General features: G+C 69.5%; 17 protein-coding genes. All 17 read right to left on the bottom strand.

Features of this window, described 5'->3' with window-relative positions:
• Positions 1–82: 82 nt before the first annotated feature.
• Positions 83–3,421: an ankyrin repeat domain-containing protein gene (locus ACM0PK_RS16000; RefSeq protein ID WP_072168054.1), complete on the bottom strand. Its 3,339-nt coding sequence runs from the start codon at positions 3,419–3,421 to the stop codon at positions 83–85.
• Positions 3,414–3,674, bottom strand: a complete 261-nt coding sequence (locus ACM0PK_RS15995; RefSeq protein ID WP_014648833.1) for a YcgL domain-containing protein — start codon at positions 3,672–3,674, stop codon at positions 3,414–3,416. The genes ACM0PK_RS16000 and ACM0PK_RS15995 overlap by 8 nt, the downstream gene beginning before the upstream one ends.
• A gap of 160 nt (positions 3,675–3,834) precedes the next feature.
• Positions 3,835–4,275: an excinuclease ATPase subunit gene (locus ACM0PK_RS15990; RefSeq protein ID WP_134972336.1), complete on the bottom strand. Its 441-nt coding sequence runs from the start codon at positions 4,273–4,275 to the stop codon at positions 3,835–3,837.
• A gap of 59 nt (positions 4,276–4,334) precedes the next feature.
• Complete coding sequence (locus ACM0PK_RS15985; protein ID WP_414607054.1) at positions 4,335–5,573, bottom strand: beta-ketoacyl-ACP synthase; 1,239 nt, start codon at positions 5,571–5,573, stop codon at positions 4,335–4,337.
• Complete coding sequence (fabG, locus tag ACM0PK_RS15980; protein WP_111128537.1) at positions 5,573–6,304, bottom strand: 3-oxoacyl-ACP reductase FabG; 732 nt, start codon at positions 6,302–6,304, stop codon at positions 5,573–5,575. Before fabG ends, ACM0PK_RS15985 begins: the two co-directional genes overlap by 1 nt.
• Complete coding sequence (locus ACM0PK_RS15975; RefSeq protein WP_005420287.1) at positions 6,301–6,756, bottom strand: hotdog family protein; 456 nt, start codon at positions 6,754–6,756, stop codon at positions 6,301–6,303. The genes fabG and ACM0PK_RS15975 overlap by 4 nt, the downstream gene beginning before the upstream one ends.
• Positions 6,753–7,937 carry a beta-ketoacyl-ACP synthase gene (locus ACM0PK_RS15970; RefSeq protein ID WP_414607055.1) on the bottom strand — a complete coding sequence of 395 codons (1,185 nt, stop codon included), beginning with the start codon at positions 7,935–7,937 and terminating at the stop codon, positions 6,753–6,755. Before ACM0PK_RS15970 ends, ACM0PK_RS15975 begins: the two co-directional genes overlap by 4 nt.
• A complete protein-coding gene (locus ACM0PK_RS15965; RefSeq protein WP_414607056.1) occupies positions 7,934–8,491 on the bottom strand; it encodes a DUF3261 domain-containing protein in 558 nt (185 codons plus the stop codon). The genes ACM0PK_RS15970 and ACM0PK_RS15965 overlap by 4 nt, the downstream gene beginning before the upstream one ends.
• A complete protein-coding gene (locus ACM0PK_RS15960) occupies positions 8,479–9,729 on the bottom strand; it encodes an NAD(P)/FAD-dependent oxidoreductase (protein WP_414607057.1) in 1,251 nt (416 codons plus the stop codon). The genes ACM0PK_RS15965 and ACM0PK_RS15960 overlap by 13 nt, the downstream gene beginning before the upstream one ends.
• A gap of 53 nt (positions 9,730–9,782) precedes the next feature.
• Positions 9,783–12,137, bottom strand: coding sequence for an MMPL family transporter (locus tag ACM0PK_RS15955; protein ID WP_414607058.1), 2,355 nt, complete (start codon positions 12,135–12,137; stop codon positions 9,783–9,785).
• Positions 12,130–12,753, bottom strand: coding sequence for a LolA family protein (locus tag ACM0PK_RS15950; RefSeq protein WP_414607088.1), 624 nt, complete (start codon positions 12,751–12,753; stop codon positions 12,130–12,132). Before ACM0PK_RS15950 ends, ACM0PK_RS15955 begins: the two co-directional genes overlap by 8 nt.
• Positions 12,754–12,755: 2 nt before the next feature.
• Positions 12,756–13,187: an acyl-CoA thioesterase gene (locus ACM0PK_RS15945; RefSeq protein WP_014038931.1), complete on the bottom strand. Its 432-nt coding sequence runs from the start codon at positions 13,185–13,187 to the stop codon at positions 12,756–12,758.
• The gene (locus tag ACM0PK_RS15940) at positions 13,174–14,724 is read right to left on the bottom strand and encodes an HAL/PAL/TAL family ammonia-lyase (protein WP_154351629.1); all 1,551 of its coding nucleotides are present in this window, start codon (positions 14,722–14,724) and stop codon (positions 13,174–13,176) included. Before ACM0PK_RS15940 ends, ACM0PK_RS15945 begins: the two co-directional genes overlap by 14 nt.
• Positions 14,714–15,655, bottom strand: a complete 942-nt coding sequence (locus tag ACM0PK_RS15935; protein WP_061480637.1) for a lysophospholipid acyltransferase family protein — start codon at positions 15,653–15,655, stop codon at positions 14,714–14,716. Before ACM0PK_RS15935 ends, ACM0PK_RS15940 begins: the two co-directional genes overlap by 11 nt.
• A 1-nt stretch (position 15,656) precedes the next feature.
• Positions 15,657–16,427 (bottom strand): glycosyltransferase family 2 protein, encoded by a 771-nt coding sequence (locus tag ACM0PK_RS15930; RefSeq protein WP_053498350.1) that lies wholly within the window; start codon positions 16,425–16,427, stop codon positions 15,657–15,659.
• On the bottom strand, positions 16,417–18,102 hold the full coding sequence (locus tag ACM0PK_RS15925; RefSeq protein WP_414607059.1) for an ApeI family dehydratase: 1,686 nt from the start codon (positions 18,100–18,102) through the stop codon (positions 16,417–16,419). Before ACM0PK_RS15925 ends, ACM0PK_RS15930 begins: the two co-directional genes overlap by 11 nt.
• Positions 18,095–18,646: a COG4648 family protein gene (locus ACM0PK_RS15920; RefSeq protein ID WP_061480643.1), complete on the bottom strand. Its 552-nt coding sequence runs from the start codon at positions 18,644–18,646 to the stop codon at positions 18,095–18,097. Before ACM0PK_RS15920 ends, ACM0PK_RS15925 begins: the two co-directional genes overlap by 8 nt.
• Positions 18,647–18,664: the final 18 nt, after the last annotated feature.

Below are 18,664 nucleotides of genomic sequence, written 5' to 3'. Positions count from 1 at the left end.
CCGGCTGCTGGCCGGCAATCCCGTGATCCCGGAGATGTCATGAGGTAGCCGGCCAGCGGCCGGCACTACCCTTTTCCAGGGATCAGCCGTTGTCGCGCAGGAACCGGGCCATCGAGGAGACGCCCGGCACGCGCGGCTCGAACTCGCCAGCCACATCGATGAAGCCGCGCATCACTGCGATCTCGCGCGGACTGCGGTTGAGGCTGTCGCGCGCTTCAGGATCGGCGCCGGCGCGCAGCAGGCGCTGCACCAGCAACGGCAGGCCATGCAGCGCGGCCAGGTGCAGCGGGCCGAAGCCGCGCGGGTCGCGTACGTCCAGGCTTACGTCCTCGTCCAGCAGGCGCTCCACTGCGGCCATCACCACCTGCTCGTCGCAGGCGGTACCCGGCTCGGCGCGCGCGCCCAGCAGCAGCAGCAGCGGCGTGACAGCACCAGCGGCGGCCTGGTCCGGTTCGGCACCGGCCAGCAGCAGGGTGTCGAGCAGGGCCAGCAGGCGCGAGCGGTCGCGGGCACTGAAACCGTACAGCGCGGCACAGTGCAGCGGACCCAGCTGCTGCGCGTCACCGGCATGCACGTCGGCACCCGCCGTGAGCAGGCGCGCGACGATGTCCGGAAGGCCCAGCGCGGAGGCCAGCATCAGTACCGTCACGCCACCCGGCAGGCGGTGTTCCAGCTTGGCGCCAGCGTCGAGCAGGGCCGAAACGATGTCCACCTGGCGCATGCTGACCGCCGCCGACAGCGGCGTCGCGCCACTGGCCGCCGCGTGCTGCGGATCGGCGCCGCGCGCCAGCAGCAGGTCGGTTACCGCCAGGTGGCCGCCACCGGCAGCACGCAGCAGCGCGGTGCAGCCCTGTGCGTCGACGGCGTCGACGGCGAAGCCCAGATCGATCAGGCGGCGCACGGCATCGACGTCACCGGCCATTGCGGCGGCCGGCAGATCGGCCTCGCGCAGGGTGCGGCGCGGCAACGGCCACACCCGCCAATCGAGCCAGTCGGCCAGATCGCGGCGACCGATCGACAGCGCCACGCCCAGCGGTGTCTGGCCGTCGGCGGCACGTGCTTCCGGCGAGGCACCATGCTGCACCAGCAGCTTAAGCGCGCCTTCGCGGGCCAATGCGGTGGCCAGGTGCAGTGCGGTCATGCCGTGGCTGTCGCGTGCCTCGCGATCAACGCCGGCCTTGAGCAGGGCCTGCTGCAGCCGCAGCCACCCCAGCCGCACCGCCAGCGACAGCGGCGGATCGCCCGCCGGCGAGGCGGCGAACGGATCGGCGCCACGCTCAAGCAGTTCCAGTGCCAGCTGTTCCAGGCCACGCGCGGCCTGGTCGTGCTGTGCGCAGGCAGCAAGGAAGCGCGCCAGGCCACCACGGCCGGCCGGCGACAGGCCACGCTGCAGCATCACCTGCAACGCCGGCACCGCATCGATGCCGCGCGACAACAGCGCGAACATCGGCGTATCGGAGCAGGCATCACGCACATAGGGATCGGCGCCGTGGCCCAGCAGCCAGTCCACCGCACGCGGTTCCAGCGCCAACTCCGGATCGAGCAGCAGCCCGCCCAGTTCCTCCGGCTGGCACAGCCTGGCCAGCGCCGCCATGCCGTCGGTATTGCCGAAGCCCAGGGCCTCGCGCAGCAGGGTCAGCGGCGGACGGTCCGGCAGCAGACCGCTGGCACTGGCCGCTTCGCCACGATCGGCCAGGCCATCACTGACCGCGGCCGGCAACGGATAGGACGGGTCCAGCAGGGCTACGATCGCCCAGCGGCCGGCTTCGGCGGCGTAGTCCACCGCACGGCGGCCGAGCGGATCGGTGGCATCGGCCGCGATGCCCAGTTCGACCAGGCGCTTGATCAGCAGCGGCGAGACATCCTCGGCCATCGCCGCCAGCTGCACAGCATTGCGGCCTTCGCCGTCCACCGCGACCAGGTCCGGCTTGTGCGGCAGCAGGTGCTCGATCACGGCGGCGCGACCGGCACGGGCCGCTTCCAGCCACGGCGTACGCCCCAGTGCATCGCGCGCCTCCAGATTGGCGCCCGCGCCGAGCAGCACGCCGATGATCTCGACATGGCCGGCCAGGGCCGCCTCATGCAACGCACTGCGGCGCTGGCGATCGCGGGCGTCGGCCCGTGCCTTGTGCTTGAGCAGCAGCTGCACGCCCGCCGGATCATCATCCTCGGTGGCGGCGGCGGCCAGCAGCACCGGGGTGCCATCGGCCGGTTCGCAGCGTGCACCGCGTTCGAGCAGGAAGCGGGCCAGACGCCAGTTGCCCACCTGGCAGGCCACCGCCAGCGGCGACCAGCCATCACGGTTCAGCGCATCGACTTCGGCAGCGGCATCGCGCAGCAGCGCGGCCACCCCCGGGTCGGAACTGCGTGCGGCATGGTGCAGCGGGGTGTTGCCATCACTGTCGGTGGCACGCGAGTCGGCGCCGTTGGCGAGCAGAGTCATCACCGCTTCGGGGCGGCCATGCCAGCTGTCGCGGGTCGCCGCCAGCAGCGGGGTCATGCCCCGGTGCGGCGCATTCACATCGACGCCGCGGGCAATCAGTTCGCGCAGCAGGCGCAGGTCCGGCAGCACCGCGGCCAGCACCGCCAGGCTGCGCTGGTCACGCCAGTTCGGGTCCGGCAGCGCATACGGATCGGCACCGGCCTGCAGCAGCTGCAGGCCCCGGTCGATGCGGCCTTGGCGGGCGGCTTCATACAGCGCCGGTGTCAGTTCCTGCGGCGCCATCGCCTCCAGCGGCACGGTTTCGGCCGCCGCTGCGAACATCGGTTCGGGTTCAGCGCTGGACGCCGCCAACGGGCTGGAGCGCAGCGACACCAGCGGCGCAGGCGCGACCCGCTGCAGCAGCAGGTGCAGCACCGGCGACAGCAGTACGACCGCCAGTGCGGCGGGCCAGCGCGCGCTTTCCGGCAACAGGCCCGGCCAGGCCGGCAGCACCACCAGCGCGGCCAGCGCAATGACCAGCGCGGCCACGCCGAGGCCACGCCAGGCAGTCAGGTCGCGCCCCGCCAGCGCCTGCCAGTGCTGGGCCAGGCTGCCATCCAGGCGTTCGACATCGTTCCACAATGGCCAGGTGCGCCAGGCCGCCAACAGGCCGGCACTGACCAGTACGCTCAGGCCAAGCACTGCCGCCAGGCTGCCGCTGTCACGCAGTGCTGCGAGCGGCCAGGCCAGCAGCAGCGCCAGCAACAGCGGGGCGGCTGCCCACAAGGCCAGCAGCGCCGGCAGGTCCTGGCGTGCGACCACCTTCAGCGGCAGCAGCGCGCGGCTGCGGCGCCACCACGATATCGCCAACGCGAACGCGGGCTGCGCCAGTGCGGCAAGGACCGCACCCGGAACGCCGCCCACGGCGGCGCCCAGCGCCAGCACGGCGCCCGCGGCGAAGGCAATTGACAGAATGCGCGGACGGGAGGCGTCAGTCATAGTGGCGCGGCATCAGGCTGGCCACCGACGGCGGCACCTGCAGGTAGAACCCGCGCTCGCTCATTTCGCTGCGGACCTTTTCCGGGTCAGCCTGCGCCAGGCGGCGCTGGGCATCCAGGGCCACCTCCAGCACGAAGGCGAGCGTCCCCAGCGAGGTGAGCAGCGGCGCGGGCAGCGCGCTGAAATCATCGCGTCGGGGAACGTAGACGTAGGTGTCCGGCTTGAGTTGGCTTTTATAGACGTAGGCGTGCATGTCCGCGGGACGATAACCCGGGAAGAGCCATGATTGTGTCGGAAAGCCGACACCGGGGAAAGCCGTCAGCCGACGATGGCGGCGCGATCGGCGGCGTTTCGCCTGCGGGGTTCAGCAATGTGGCGGCGACGTTCAGGCTGCGCCGCCGCCACACGGGCGCTTACTTGACCTTGGCGTAGGTGCCCTTCAGCGCGACACCCGCGAGGATGGTACCGGCGTAGCACTCATAGTTGGTGCTGCTCTTGAACTCGTTCTTCTTGTAATAGCTGACGATGTCGACCACGGCGTTGGCGCCGCGCGACTTGGCACCGTCCTGCAGCGCGCGCAGTGCCGACAGCGCAACCCAGCGGCAGGCCTCGGCATCGCTCTTGTTAGCGGCGTTGGTCTTCTTGTTGGTCACGTCTTCGCCCAGGCGCTGCTGCACGCTGACCGGCTGGCCGGCCAGATAGAAGCGCACGCTGCCGTCGATGCCGGCGTCCTTGGCGGCCTGCGAATTGACCAGTTCCTGCAGGGACTGTTCGACACGCGTGTCGCGGGCGGAAGCGGTGGAAGTCAGGGCCAGCAGCGCGGTAGCCGTGGCGATCATGAGAGTGCGGCGCATCGGAACATCTCCTTGTCGAGGGTGCGGGGGTAACGGGAACGGTGTGTTGGCGCAGTGGATCACTCGCTCCAGCGGCGGAACACCAGCGAGGTGTTGATGCCGCCGAAGGCGAAGTTTTTGCTCATCACGTACTCGGCCTGCAGTTCGCGGCCCTGCCCGGTGATGAAGTCGAGCTGGCCACAGCGCGGGTCGACCGCGGCCAGGTTCAGGGTCGGCGCGAACCAGCCGGCACGCATCATCTGGATGCTCACCCAGGCCTCGAACGCGCCACAGGCACCCAGCATGTGGCCGACGTAGCTCTTCAGCGAGCTGATCGGCACGCGGCTGCCGAACACCTGTGCGGTGGCCTGGGTCTCGGCGATGTCGCCGTGGTCGGTGGCGGTGCCATGGGCGTTGACGTAGTCGATCTGCGCCGCGTCCAGGCCGGCGTCCTCCAATGCCAGGCGCATGGCCTGGGCCATGGTGTCGGCACTGGGCTGGGTGACGTGCTGGCCATCGCTGTTGGTGCCGTAGCCGACCACCTCGGCAAGGATGGTGGCGCCGCGCGCCTGCGCGTGTTCCAGGTCTTCCAGGATCAGCGTGCAGGCGCCCTCGCCCAGCACCAGGCCATCGCGGCCGGCATCGAACGGGCGTGGCGTGGTCTGCGGCGCGTCATTGCGCACGCTGGTGGCGAACAGCGTGTCGAACACCGCTGCAGCGGTAGCATCGAGCTGCTCGGCACCGCCGGCCACCATCACCGTCTGCTTGCCGCTGCGGATGGCTTCATAGGCCGCGCCCACACCCTGGCTGCCCGAGGTGCAGGCGCTGGAGGTGGTGTACACGCGCCCGGACAGGCCGAAGAACACGCCGATGTTGACCGGCGCAGTGTGGCTCATCATCTTCAGGTAGGTCGTGGCGCTGATGCCATCCGTGGTGAATTCGTTGAGCATGCGCCCGAATTCGCCGGTGGCCTCGTGGCTGCCGGACGAGGAGCCATAGGCCACGCCGGTACGGCCACTGCGCAGCACCGGATGCTCATGCAGGCCGGCCTCGCGCAGCGCCACCTCGGTGGCGCGCACCGACATGATCGCGACCTTGCCCATCGAGCGGGTGGTCTTGCGGTTGTAGTTCGGCGGCAGCTCGAAGTCCTGCGCCGGCGCGGCCAGCTTGGTGTTCAGCCCGGCATAGACATCCCACTCGGGCATCGCACGCACCGCGTTGCGGCAGCTGCGCAGGTGTGCCTCGATGGTCGGCCAGTCGTGGCCGAGTGGACTGATGGCGGCGGCGCCGGTGACCACCACGCGACGATCGGCGGCCATCAGAGCATGCCTCCGTTCACCGAGATCACCTGCCGGGTGATGTAGCCGGCCGGTTCGGACAGCAGGAACGCCACGGTAGCCGCCACTTCGTCCGGGCGGCCAACGCGGCCGGCGGGAATCAGCTTGAGCGCGTGTTCAACCACTTCGTCGTTGAGCATTTCGGTCTCGATCAGGCCCGGGGCCACGCAGTTGACGGTGATCTGGCGGCTGGCCAGTTCCAGCGCCAGGGCCTTGGTGGCGCCGATGATGCCGGCCTTGGCGGCACTGTAGTTGACCTGCCCGCGGTTGCCGGCCAGTCCGGAGACCGACGACAGGGTGACGATGCGGCCCGGCTTGCGCCGCCGCACCATCGGCATGATCAGCGGATGCAGCACGTTGTAGAAGCCATCCAGGTTGGTGTGGATGACCTGGTCCCAATCGTCCGCTGACAGCGCCGGGAAGGCGCCATCGCGGGCGATGCCGGCATTGCAGACCACGCCGTAGTACGCGCCGTGCGCTTCGACATCGGCCTCCAGAGCGGCCCGCGCAGACGCGCGGTCGGCCACGTCGAACACCAGCACGCGGGCCTGCTGGCCCAGTGCCTGGATCTCGGTGACCACCGCCTGTGCTTCATCCACGCGGCTGCGGCAATGCACCACCACGTCGAAGCCATCGCGCGCGATGCGCAGCGCGATGGCCCGGCCGATGCCCCGGCTGGCGCCGGTCACCAGCACGCTTCGATTCCCTGTCATGCCTGTCCACTCTCCAGATAGGCCATCGCGTCGGCCGGTTCGAACACCGAGACGTTGGCTGTCGCCCATTCTTCCTCGCCTGCCAGGATGCGGCAGGCGAACATCCCCAATCCATTGTCACCCAACAGCTCGCAGCGCGCCTGCACGCGCAGCCGCGAACCGCTGGGGAAGCTGCTGCGCGCGCTGCTGTAGCGGCGGCTGCCGAGCAGGAAGCCCAGCTGCGGTGGCCTGCCGGCTGCACGCGCGCGGCAACCGGCCCAGGCCGCGATGGCCTGCGCCATGTACTCGATGCCGACCCATGCCGGCACCTGGTCATCCTCGACGAACAGGCCGGCCTCGGGCACCACCAGTTCGGCCTCGATGGCGTCCTGGTCCCATTGCGTGATGCGCTCCAGCAGGCACATGTCCTGGCGGTGCGGCACCACGTCTTCGATCGCGTACAACGTGTTCATCGACGCTCCAGTGCCAGCACGGCATTGCTGCCGCCGAAGGCGAACGAATTGCTCAGCACCCGCCGCGGCGGCTGCGCAAGGCGCGTGCCCGGTGCGACCAGCGGCAGCACCGGCAGTGCCGGGTCGGCCACGCCGTCCCACCAGTGCGGCGGCAGCAGCTGCTGCGGGTTCTCGGCCAGCACGATCCAGCACAGCGCCGCCTCGATGGCACCCGAGGCACCCAGCGTGTGGCCGGTCAACGGCTTGGTCGAACTGGCCGGCACGTGGCTGCCCAGCACCTGCGACACGGCCAGGCTTTCCATCGCATCGTTCTGGCCGGTCGCGGTCCCATGCAGGTTCACATAGTCCACTTCTCCGGCGGCCCAGCCAGCACGCTGCAGCGCCTGCTGCAGGGCATCGATGGCGCCCAGGCCCTGCGGGTCTGGGGCGGACATGTGGTGGGCGTCGGCCGACTCGCCCCACCCCGCCAGGCATACCGGGCCGGGTTCGCGGGTGAGCAGGAACAGCGCGGCGCCTTCGCCGATGTTGATACCGGTACGATGCTGCGAGAACGGATTGCAGCGTTGGGCCGAGACCGATTCCAGCGCGCTGAAGCCGGCCACGGTGAAGCGGCACAGCGAATCGGCGCCACCGGCGATCACCGCATCGACGATGCCGGCGCGCAGCATGCGTGCAGCCGACATCAGCGCCTTGGCACTGGACGAGCAGGCAGTGGACAGGGTCCATGCCGGCCCCTGTGCGCCACTGCGCTGGCGCACGAACTGCGCGGCGGTGCCCATTTCCTGCTGGGCGTAGTCAAAGCCCTGCGGCCACTGGCCCTGTTCGGCATGGCTGCGCAATGCCTGCTCGGATTCACCAATGCCCGAGGTGCTGGTGCCCAGCACCACCGCCACGCGCTCGGCGCCATGGCGGGCGATCGCCGCGGCCACTGCCGGCGCGATCTGAGCCAATGCCACGTCCAGCAGGGCATTGTTTCGCCCGCGCAGGGCCACCGGCAGATCATCCAGCGCCGGCAGCGGCGTGCGTACTTCTCCCAGCGCCAGGGTGCGCCCCGGCAACAGGCTGTCGTTGTCGCTGAGCCCGCCCGGCGCGTCGGCGAACAGTGCCGACGTCACTGCGGCGCGGCCAGCGCCGAGTGCACAGACCACACCCAGGTCGTTCAGGTAGATCGGTGCGCTCATCGGTCCGGCCCGGCCATGTCGATCGATTCGATGCGCAGCGCATAGCCTTCGGCGCGGTTGTCCAGCTGCACGCTGCCATCGCCCAGCCGCTGCAGGTGCAGCCACACGGTGCCCTCACGCGACAGGCTGCGCTGATAGCCATCATCACTGACCTGCCAGCCCGCCGGCAGCACGGCGGCAATGGCCGCGGTCGGCCACAGCGCGAACTGCAGGTCATCCAGCACGCGCTCGGCGCGCACCTGCGGTGGCAGCCATGGCGCGCGCTGCTGGGTCAGCTGCTGGCCGTCCCATTGCAGGCGCACGCCGGTCTGGCCCATCGCCTGCACGGCCAGCTGCACCTGCTGAGCGTCGGCTTCCAGCAGCGCGTCGAGATCGCGCTCATGCGTGCCGAAGCGGAAATGCAGCTGCTGCTGCAGCGCCAGCGGCGCCGGCAGGCTGGCTGGCGCCAGGCGCAGCGGCGGCAGTTCCACCTGCGGTTTCGGCATGCGGCCGGCACAGGCGGCCAGCAGCAGGCACAGCAGCAGGGCCGCAGTACGGAAGATCAGGCGCTGCACAATTCCTCCAGCACGCGCATGCGGCGACCACTTTCATCGGCCACATACGGATTCTTGGTGTCCCAGGCGTAACCGGCCAGGATGGAGCTGATCATGTCGCGCACTTCGGGCTGCTGCTGCGGGTGGTAGATGATCTTCTGGAAGCCGCCCTGGTACCAGCTTTCGACGAAGCGGCGGAAGGTCTTCACGCCCGCGCGCAGCGGGATCGAGAACTCGGCCTCCCAGTCCACGGCCTGGCCGGCATAGCGGCGCTTGAGGCATTCACTGGCGAGCTGCGCGGACTTGAAGGCAATGGTCACGCCGGAGGAGAACACCGGATCGAGGAACTCGCCGGCGTTGCCCAGCAACGCGTAGCCGGGCCCCCACAGCGAACTGACGTTGGCCGAATAGCCGGTGATCCGGCGCACCGGCAGCACCGCCCATTCGGCGTTGGCCAGCAGGCGGGTCAGGTTGGGGTCCTCGCCGACGATGGCCTGCAGCTTCTGCAGGTCGTCGCCTTCGTAGCGCTCGAAGAACGACGGCTCGGCGACCACGCCCAGCGAGCAGCAGCCGTTGGAGAATGGAATCGTCCAGTACCAGACGTCGATGTGTTCGGGATGGGTGGTGATCAAGATCTTGTTGCGGTCGAAGTCGGCTTCGGCCGGAATGTTGTCGCGTACGTGGCAGAAGATCGCGCCGCGCACCGGGAAATTGGATGGCGATTCCAGCTGCAGCAGGCGCGGCAGCAGGCGCGCGAAGCCGGAGGCGTCGAGGATGAAATCGGCCTCGATGCGGTATTCGCTGCCATCCGGGCGGCGCACGCTCACCGCAGGCTGTTCACCGGGTTCGACCGACAGCACTTCATCACCGAAACGCAGCGTGGTTCCCATGCGCTCGGCGCCGCGTGCCAACACGTTGTCGAAGTCGGCGCGCTGCACCTGGTAGGTGGTACCCCAGCCCGGCGAGAACTTCTTCCGGAAGTCGAAGGCAGTACGCGCTTCACCGTGCACGAAGGCCGCGCCGTTCTTGTACTGGAAGCCGGCCTCGACCACATCCTGCAGCAGCCCGGCTGCTTCGATGTACTCCATGCTCTGCGGCAGCAGGCTTTCGCCGATGGAGAAGCGCGGGAACTGCTGGCGCTCCAGCATCAGCACCTGGCGGCCCTGCTGGCGCAGCATCGCCGCGGCCACGGAGCCGGCCGGGCCTGCGCCGATGATCAGGATTTCAGTGCGTTCGACAGCATCCACAGCAGTACTCATCGGGGCGTCCTTGTTGCTCGATCAAGTGGAAAGAAGGAAGTCGGAAAACAGGCTCAGGCCGGCGGCAGGTCATGCGGTGGCGGCCGGAACATTGGCGAGATCAGCCAGACCAGGCCGATGCCGAACAGCAGGGTCAGGCCGAACGCGCGCAACGCCGGGGTCTGCGACAGGCCCAGCAGGCCGAACGACAGCCAGGTGCTGGCCGCGCCCACGCACACGGCCAGCCATGCACTGGCGTCGCCGCGGTGCTCGATCAGGAAAATGCCGTAGTCGATGCCCATGCCCAGCAGCAGCATCAGTGCCAGCACGTTGAACAGCTGCAGCGGCTGGCCGAACAGGCCCAGCAGGCCCAAGGTCAATGCGCCGGCAATCAGGGTCGGCGCGAACACGCGCCAGGCCTGGCGGCGGTAGCGCAGCCACAGCGCGCCGAACACCAGCACGATGCCGACCAGCAGCAGCCCGCCCATCAGCTTGCGGTAGTGGCCCAGCAGCTGCGAGAAGTCGGCGGTGCGATCCACCCAGCGCACACCGGGCAGGCCCTCGGCCGCGCCGCGCAGGGTGGCCAGCGCATCCGCGCGCGACAGGTCATCGACCATCACCACGCTGATCATCTGCCCGCCGACCTCGCCCACCCACAGGTGGCGGAACGGCTGCGAGGCCGGCGAGGCCAGGAACGCCTCCGCGGTCAGCGGCGTAGCGGCGAAATCCGGGCGCGGCAGCGGTTCGCCGACCGCCTCGGACACCGCGTCCAGCACGCCGGGTTCCACCTTCGCGGTCAGCGCGGCATCGGCCTGCTGGCGCGCCGGCGACGGAAGCCAATCGCTGATCGCGCGATAGCCCCCAATGCGCTTCTGGTTGGCCAGTACGCGCAGGCGTTCGGTCAACGCTTCCTCACGCTGCAGCAACTGCGCCGCGTCGGTGCCCTGTACCAGGTAGAACTGCGCCGGGCTGGGCATGCCCAGCAGCTGGCTCAGGCGGATCTGCTGCGCCATCAGCGCGGGCGGCGACGATTGCAGGCTGCGCAGGTCGTCGTTGCTGTGCAGGCGGGCGATACCGATTGCAGCCAGTGCCAGCGTGATCACCACGAACACCGTCACCGGGCGACGGCCATGCAGGCGCGGGAAGCGCTCCAGCGTGTTGCCCAGCCACTGCGAGAAACGGGTCTGGCGGATCTCTCCGCCATCCAGCCACGGGAACCAGAAAATCACCGTAAGGAAGGCGGCGGCCAGGCCGACCACCGAGAACAATGCCATCTGGCGCAGGCCCGGGAACGGGGCCAGGCCCAGTGCCAGGTAGGCCAGCGCACTGGTCAGCAGGGCCAGCCACAGGCCGGGCAGCAGGTGCCGCAGCAGTTTCCAGCGACGATCAGCCGGTTCGGCCTGGCGCGAAGCGAACCAGTGGATGCCGTAGTCCTCGGCCACGCCCACCAGCGACGCACCAAACACCAGGGTCAGCACATGCACCTTGCCAAACACCAGCACGGTCACCGCCAGCGCCACGCCACAGCCGATCAGCAGTGAGGCGGCAACCAGCAGGATCGGTCGCAGCGAACGGAACGCCAGCCACACCAGCAGCAGCACCGCGGCCAGCGAGCCCCAGCCGATTGTGTTGATCTCCTGGTTGGCCTGCACCGCCGCCGCTTCGGCGTGCAGCGGCACACCCGCATGCAGGATTTCCAGTTCTGGCGCCGCCGCCCTGGCGGCCAGCCCGGCACGTTCCAGCAGGCCGTCGAGATGGCGCTCGCCGTCAAGCTGGAACGCCGACCCCAGCGTATCGAACTGCAGTACGGCCCAATGCCTGCCCTCGGCTTCGAGCAGGCCGTCATCGCCCAGCCGCAACCCCGACCCCTGCGCCTGCTGCTGCCACCATTGCGACCACAGCGAGAGTGGGTCTTGCCGCCAATCGGTCAGGCGCGGTGCGCCCATCGGACCGTACAGCGCAGCCAACGCCTGCTCGGCCAACGCGCCCGGCTCGCTGCCCTGCAGCTGCTCGCGCTGGGCCGGGGTCAGCAGGCGGTCGCGGTACGGCGCGTAGAACGCGCGCGCCTCGTCGAACCAGCCTTCGATCGAACCGCTGGGCACCAGCAACGCGCTGTCGGCATCCGCCGCCATCGCCGCAGCGAACGCCGCCTGTGCGCGCTTGGCGGCGGCGCCATCCTTGCTGCCCAGCAGCACCACCACCTGGCGCGAGCTGCCGTCGGCGATGCGCCGTGTGACGTCACTCAACAGGCGGTCATGCGCGTCCTGCGGCAGCAGGGCGAGGATGTCGGTGTCGATCCGCGACTGCTGGCTCCACAGGCGCCATTGCTGCGCACCCAACACCAGCAGGAGCACCAGCCAGGCGATGCCCAGCCAGTGCCACCAGCGCCGCAACCGGTCCGGCCCGTTCGATGCTGCCCCCTCACTCAAAGCGGCGTGCCTCGTCGGCGGTGAGCGTGGCCGGCGCTTCGCTCAGTGCACTGAACTGGATCTGCGTGCGGTCCTTGTTGGCCTCGACGATCTCGACCTGGCGCACGTAGCGGCCACCTTGCAGGGTCAGCGACTGGAACGCCTTGGCCAGCATCGCCGACTTCGGCGTCAGCCGCAGCCGCCAGCCCTGCCCTTCACGGCTGGCCGCCACGTTGAACTGGCCGGACAGCGCCTGAACGTCGCCACTCATCAGCGCGAACATGATCGCGTTCACCGAACGCATCGCCGGCTGCTGCCGTGCATCGAGCTCGACACGGGTGCTGCCATCGCGCTGGCGGCTGAGGATGCGGTCGGCGGTGACCACCACTTCGGAGGGGAACGGCTTGAGCGTGGTCCAGATCACGCCGTGCTGGCGCGCGACCACGAACTGGCCCTGCGAGCGCAGCGGGTTCTTGAAGCCGCTGACCTGCTTTTCCTGGCTGAACTGGCCGCGCAGCACGTCCGGCCGCGCCACCGCCTGGGTGATCGCATCGATGGCGGGGTCGGCGGCCTGCACCTGCGGTGCGGCAATGAACATCAGCGCGCACAGCAGCACGCTGGAAAGACGGGCAAGCATGTTCACGGCGCAGGCACTCCCAGGCGTTCCCACAGTACCGGCGGGCACTGGTACAGCATTTCCTTGCTGGCCGCGTCCACCGCGACCTGGATGGTCATCGCGCGGGTCAGTACCTGGCCGCTCTGCGCATCGACGATTTCGTACTCGATCTTCAGCCGGTTCTCCCATTCCACGATGCGCGCAATCACGCGCAGCGCCTGGTTGAACAGCAGCGGGCGCACGTACTTCACCCGCGCATCGACCACCGGCCACAGGTAGCCCGATTCGAGCATCTGCGGGTAGTCGTAGTCGTAGCGCCCAAGCAGCGCGCAGCGCGCGATCTCGAAGTACTTGAAGTAGTTGCCATGCCAGACCACGTTCATCGGATCGCAGTCATGGAAGGCGGGGGTCAACGCAATTTCGCCAACCCGTTCAATAGCCTCATTCACCGGCATACAGCTCCCAACGTTGCGCGCGGATCTCCACCAGCAGTTCCCGCAGTTCGCGATCCAGCGCGCGGTCTTCTTCAACCAGGGCGATGCGCTGCCCCAGGTCGGCGTACATGCCGGCCAGACTGCCATGCAGCTGCGCGTTCAGGCCAACCCGTTCGCGCAGCGCAAGGCCCTGGCGGGCGGCGATCAGCATCGCGGCCACCACCTGTTCAGTCAGCTCGATCACGCGCAGGCAGTCGCGCGCGGCGATGGTGCCCATGCTGACCTTGTCCTGGTTGTGGCACTCGGTGGAACGCGAGAACACGCTGGCCGGCAGGGTCTGCTTCAGCGCTTCGGCAGTCCAGGCCGACACGCTGATCTGCAGCGCCTTCAGGCCATGGTTGATGGCCGCGCGCGGGCCGGTGGCCGCCGACAGGTTGGCCGGCAGGCCATGGTTGTAACGGGCATCCACCACCAGCGCCAGCTGCCGGTCGAGCAGGTCGGCAACGTTGGCCACGGTGTTCTTCAGGGTGTCCATCGCCAGCGCGATGTGGCCGCCGTAGAAGTGGCCGCCATGCAGGATGCGCTCGCCGTCGGCATCGATCAGCGGATTGTCGTTGGCGCTGTTCAGTTCGGTTTCGATCAGCTGGCGCAGGAACGGCAGGCTGTCCTCCAGCACGCCGATCACGTGCGGCGCGCAGCGCAGCGAATAGCGGTCCTGCAGGCGCTGTTCATTGCGTGGCGGACGCTCGCTGTGCAGGTCGCTGCGCAGGCGCGCGGCGATGCGGCCCTGGCCCGGGTGCGGCTTGGCCGCGAACAGGGTTTCGTCGAAGTGGTGCGCGTTGCCGTCGCTGGCCAGCACGTTGAACGCGGTCAGGCGCGTGGCCATCCGTGCCAGGTAGTCGGCGCGCTGCCAGGCCAGGCAGGCCAGGCCGGTCATCACGGCGGTGCCGTTCATGATCGCCAGGCCTTCCTTCGGCCGCAGCTTCAGCGGGATCATGCCGATCTTCGCCAGCACCTCGGCAGCAGGCTGCACGCGGCCATCGTGCAGCACCTCGCGCTCGCCGCACAGCACCGCCGCCACGTAGGACAGCGGGGTCAGGTCACCACTGGCCCCCACCGAGCCTTCGGCCGGGATCATCGGCAGCACGTCGTGCTGCAGCAGCGTGGCCAGGCCTTCCAGCAGCGGCATGCTGACACCGGACATGCCACGCACCAGCGACGCCAGGCGCGCGGCCAGCACCGCACGGGTCTCGACCGGGTCCAGGTAACGGCCCAGGCCGCAGCCATGGTAGGTGTACAGGTGGTGCGGCAGTTCAGCCACCAGTGCCGGCGGGATGTTCACCGTGCACGAATCGCCATAGCCGGTGGTCACACCGTAGATCACGCCATCTTCGCGCAGCAGGCGGTCAAGGAAGTCGGCACCGCGCTGGATGTGCGCGCGGAACGCCGGCGCGTCGCTCAGTGCGGCCTCGCACTGGCGCTGGGCCAGGGCAACCACGTCTTCGATGGTCAACGGTGCATCGCCAAAGCGGCACACGGGTACGGCGTCAGTCGTCATGCGGAGCCTGATCCCAGAAGGGGAAGAAATTGAACCAGTCCAACGGGGACTGGATGACCTGGAGTTCCAGCCAGCGCGCGAAGCGCTGTGCCTGTTCGGCAAGTGCCGCGTCGCGCGAGCCACGCGGCAGCACGATGCGTTCGGCGAACTGTTCAAACGCCACGCGGTAGCCCTCGCCCTGGTGCAGGCAGGCCATGGTGTAGACCGGGCAGCCCAGCGCCGCAGCCAGCACGTAAGCGCCGATAGGGAACGGTGCGCGGTGGCCGAGGAAATCGGCGGTGACGCTGCGACCGCCCTGCACCGGCGTGCGGTCGCCGACGATGGCGACGAAGCCCCCCGCCGCCACGCGCTCGGCCAGCATCACCGCTGTGGCCGGCCCCATTCCGGTCACCTGCACCAGCTCCACCGCCGCCAGCGGGTCCAGCCGCTGCAGCAGGCGGTTGAAGCGCTGCGCATGCGCGGTGTGCACCAGCACGGTGATGCGGAACCCCGGCACCTGTTCGGCCAGCACCTGGCACAGTTCCAGGCAGCCGATGTGCGCGGTGAGGATCAGACCGCCTTCGCGGCGCGCGATCTTCTGCAGCACCAGGTCGCGGTGCAGGTGGATACGGTTGGCCGGGTAGCGCCCGCCCAGGCCGAGGATCTTGTCCAGCATCGTGTCGGCGAAGGCGAAGAAGTGGCGCAGGCTGTCGCGCCGGGTTGGCGCGCGGCCGAGCACGCCGCTGTATGCCTGCAGCCGCTGCAGGTACTGCATCGAGGCCTGTCGCCCCACACGGTTGCCCAGCCAATGGCAGGCCACCACCGGCCACGCGCACAGGCGGAATGGCCAGCGCCCGAACCAGCGGTGCACCCAGCACAGGAACAGCACGCCGGCCACCGACGTCGATTCGCCGATGTCGGCCCAGTGCGGGGCGTCCTGCGCGGTCGCCATCTCAGCGCTGCCCCTGCAGGCGGCGCCACAGCAGCCGCGGTGCGCGCCAGAGCATGCCGAAGAACAGGCGGGTGTGCATGCGGCTGATGCGCACGTTGTCGCGCCACACATCGAAGTGCGACACGCCATCGGCGGGATAGGTCACGCGCGTGGCCAGGTGCTCGACCGGCAGCTGGCGCCAGTACAGGCGCACCATCACTTCAGTATCGAAATCCATGCGCCGGCCGATGGTCTCTTCACCGATCAGGCGCAGCACCGGTGGCAGGGGATACACCCGGAAGCCGCACATGGTGTCGCGCAGGTGCAGCGACAGCGTGTTGATCCAGACCCAGACGTGGGTGGCGTAGCGGCCATACAGGCGTGCCTTGGGAACACTGGCGTCGTAGGCCGGAATGCCGCAGATCACCGCGTCGGGATGCACACGCGCGGCCTCGATGAAGCGTGGCAGGTCAGCGGTATCGTGCTGGCCGTCTGCGTCGATCTGCAGCACGTGGCTGTAGCCACGCGCGCCGGCTTCAGCAAAACCGGCCAGCATCGCCCCACCCTTGCCCTGGTTGGCGTCCAGGCGCAGCAGGTCAACGCCCTGGCGTTGTGCCAGCGTGCGCAGCACCGCCGCGCACGCGTCATGCGAACCATCGTCGACCAACAGGCAAGGCAGGCCAGCGGCCTGCACACCGTCGACCACCGCCACGATGGCGTGCTCGTGGTCGTAGACGGGAATCACCACCAGTGGCGCGAACGCGGCACCGGCAACGGCCGGGTCAGTCCGCATCGGCGAAAACCACCTTGCCGCTGGCATGCACACCGTGGCTGGAGGTATAGCGGAAGGCGAGCACGTTGCGTGCGGCATCCCAGTCCAGCTGCAGGGTCAACTCATCGCCGGGGCGGGCCACGTGCTGGAACTTCACCGCGTCCATGCGCAGGAACACGCGCGGCATCGCAAATGCCTGGCGACCGAAACGCATCGCCCAGTCCAACTGCGCCACACCGGGCAGGATCGCCGCCTGCGGGAAGTGGCCCTGGAACGGTCGCAGCGCCGGGTCGAGGGTCATGCGCAGCGTGGCGCTGGCGGCGTCGCGGCGGTCCCAGACCGGCACCGGCATCAGTGGCTGGAACAGCGCCGCCAATGCCGCCTGGGTCACCTTGCCCTGCGCGTTGATCGGCAACGCCTGCACCAGGCGCCAACGGCGCGGCCGGGTCACCGCGTCATGCGCATGCGCCAGGCGCGCGCCCAGGCGTTGGCCCAGCGCACGGCGCGCGGCGTCGCCGCCCTCCAGCAGCGCCGGATCGGCCGGAACCACCACGGCGGCCAGCTGCTCGCGCTGCCCGGGCAGCACCAGCACGCGCACGTCATCCACTTCGGTGTCTTCGCGCAGCGCGCGTTCCAGCGCATCCAGCGAGACGCGGCGCTCTTCGATCTTGACGATGCGGTCGGCGCGGCCCAGCAGCCGGAAACGGCCATCGGCCAAGGCTTCCACGCGGTCCTGGGTGCGCCACCAGCCGGGAGTTTCCAGATGCGCCGAGGCCACCGCCAGGCAGCCGTCGTCGTTCCGCCATTGCACACCCGGCAGCGGCTGCCACGGCGGCAGGTCGGTGTCCCAGCGGCGCCAGGCGATACCGCCGGTCTCGCTGCTGCCATAGACCTCGGTCGGCGCCACGCCCAACCACTGCCGCACCTGTCGCGCCGCGTCCTCCGGCAGCGGGCCACCGGAGGAGAACACCGCGCGCAGGCGGCCATGCAGGCTGGCCCAGTCGAGCTGCTCGGGCAGGCGCTTGAGATGGGCCGGCGTCGCCACCAGCACCGTGTCGGTACCGGCCAGCGCACCCACCAGGTCTTCGTGGAAGAACCGGCGCGGATGGATCAGGCGGCCGGCGGCCAGCGGCCACAGCACCCGGAACAGCAGCCCGTAGATGTGCTGGTGGGACACCGTGCCGTGCACCTGCGCGCCCTCCAGCTGCGCGCCGAACGCGGCCTGCAGCGCTTCCACCTCGCGCGCCAGCTGGTCCAGGCGCTTGCCGATCGCACTGGGCTGGCCGGTGCTGCCGGAGGTGAACACGCACAGCTCGCAGGCGCGCTCGTCCAGCGCCTGCAGTTCGTCGTCCAGTGCGGCGTCCAGCGCCGCCAGCGGGCGGTAGTCGGCCGGCACGTCGCCCGCGAAACCGCTCACCTGCGGCTGCAGCGCCTGCAGCGTGGCCGGCAGGTTGTCAGCAGCCAGGAACACCCGCTTGCCGGCATGCCAGGCGCCGAACAGCGCCGCAGCGAAGGCCACGGCGTCATCGAAATACAGGGCCAAGTCGCGGCCTTCGGCCGCCGCAAAGGCGGCGCGCCAGCCCAGCACGCGCTGGCGGAAGCAGGCGTGGTCAACCATGTCTCCGTCGCACAGGCCGACGCTGCGCTGCGGCCGCGCCTCCAGCAGCAGCCGGTCCAGGGCAATCCACTCAGCCATGCGCGTGCGCCGCCTTCACCCGCCGCCGCACCAGCCACTCACCTGCGAACAACACGCCCATCATCACGTACGCCAACAGTCCGTTGTAGAGCATCCAGGCCCGGTCCGACGCGTACAGCGCGGTCAGCAGGGCCAGGCTGCCGTTGAGAACGAAGAAGCCGCTCCACACCTGGGTGACGCGGCGGGTATAGGCCACCGCAAACGGGGGCAGGTCCGGCTCCTGCAGCCGCGCCAGGCGCTCCACCAGCGGCGGCCCGAAACGCAGGCTGGTGCCGAACACCGCCAGCATCACCGCATTGACCAGCACCGGGTACAGCTTCAGCGGCAGGGCCTGGTTGAGCACGGTGGCCAGCACCGCCAGCAGGCCGGTGCCGGCGGCGGCGGCCCACCACAATGGCTGGCGAGTGCTCAGCGCACGCAGCAGGGCCAGGGTGAACAGCAGCAGCGACAGCCAGCGCGGCTCGAAGCGGCCCATCGCCAGGTACACCAGCAGCGGGTAGGCGAGCGAGATCGCTGCCACCACGACGGTACGTGCGCGAGCCATGGCGAAGCCGCCGGCGCT

It is taken from the genome of Stenotrophomonas sp. FR010 (assembly GCF_047520755.2).
Lineage (GTDB): Bacteria > Pseudomonadota > Gammaproteobacteria > Xanthomonadales > Xanthomonadaceae > Stenotrophomonas > Stenotrophomonas sepilia.
The sequence above is the reverse complement of the archived record's forward strand: the minus strand, read 5'-3'. Positions and strand labels throughout refer to the sequence as shown.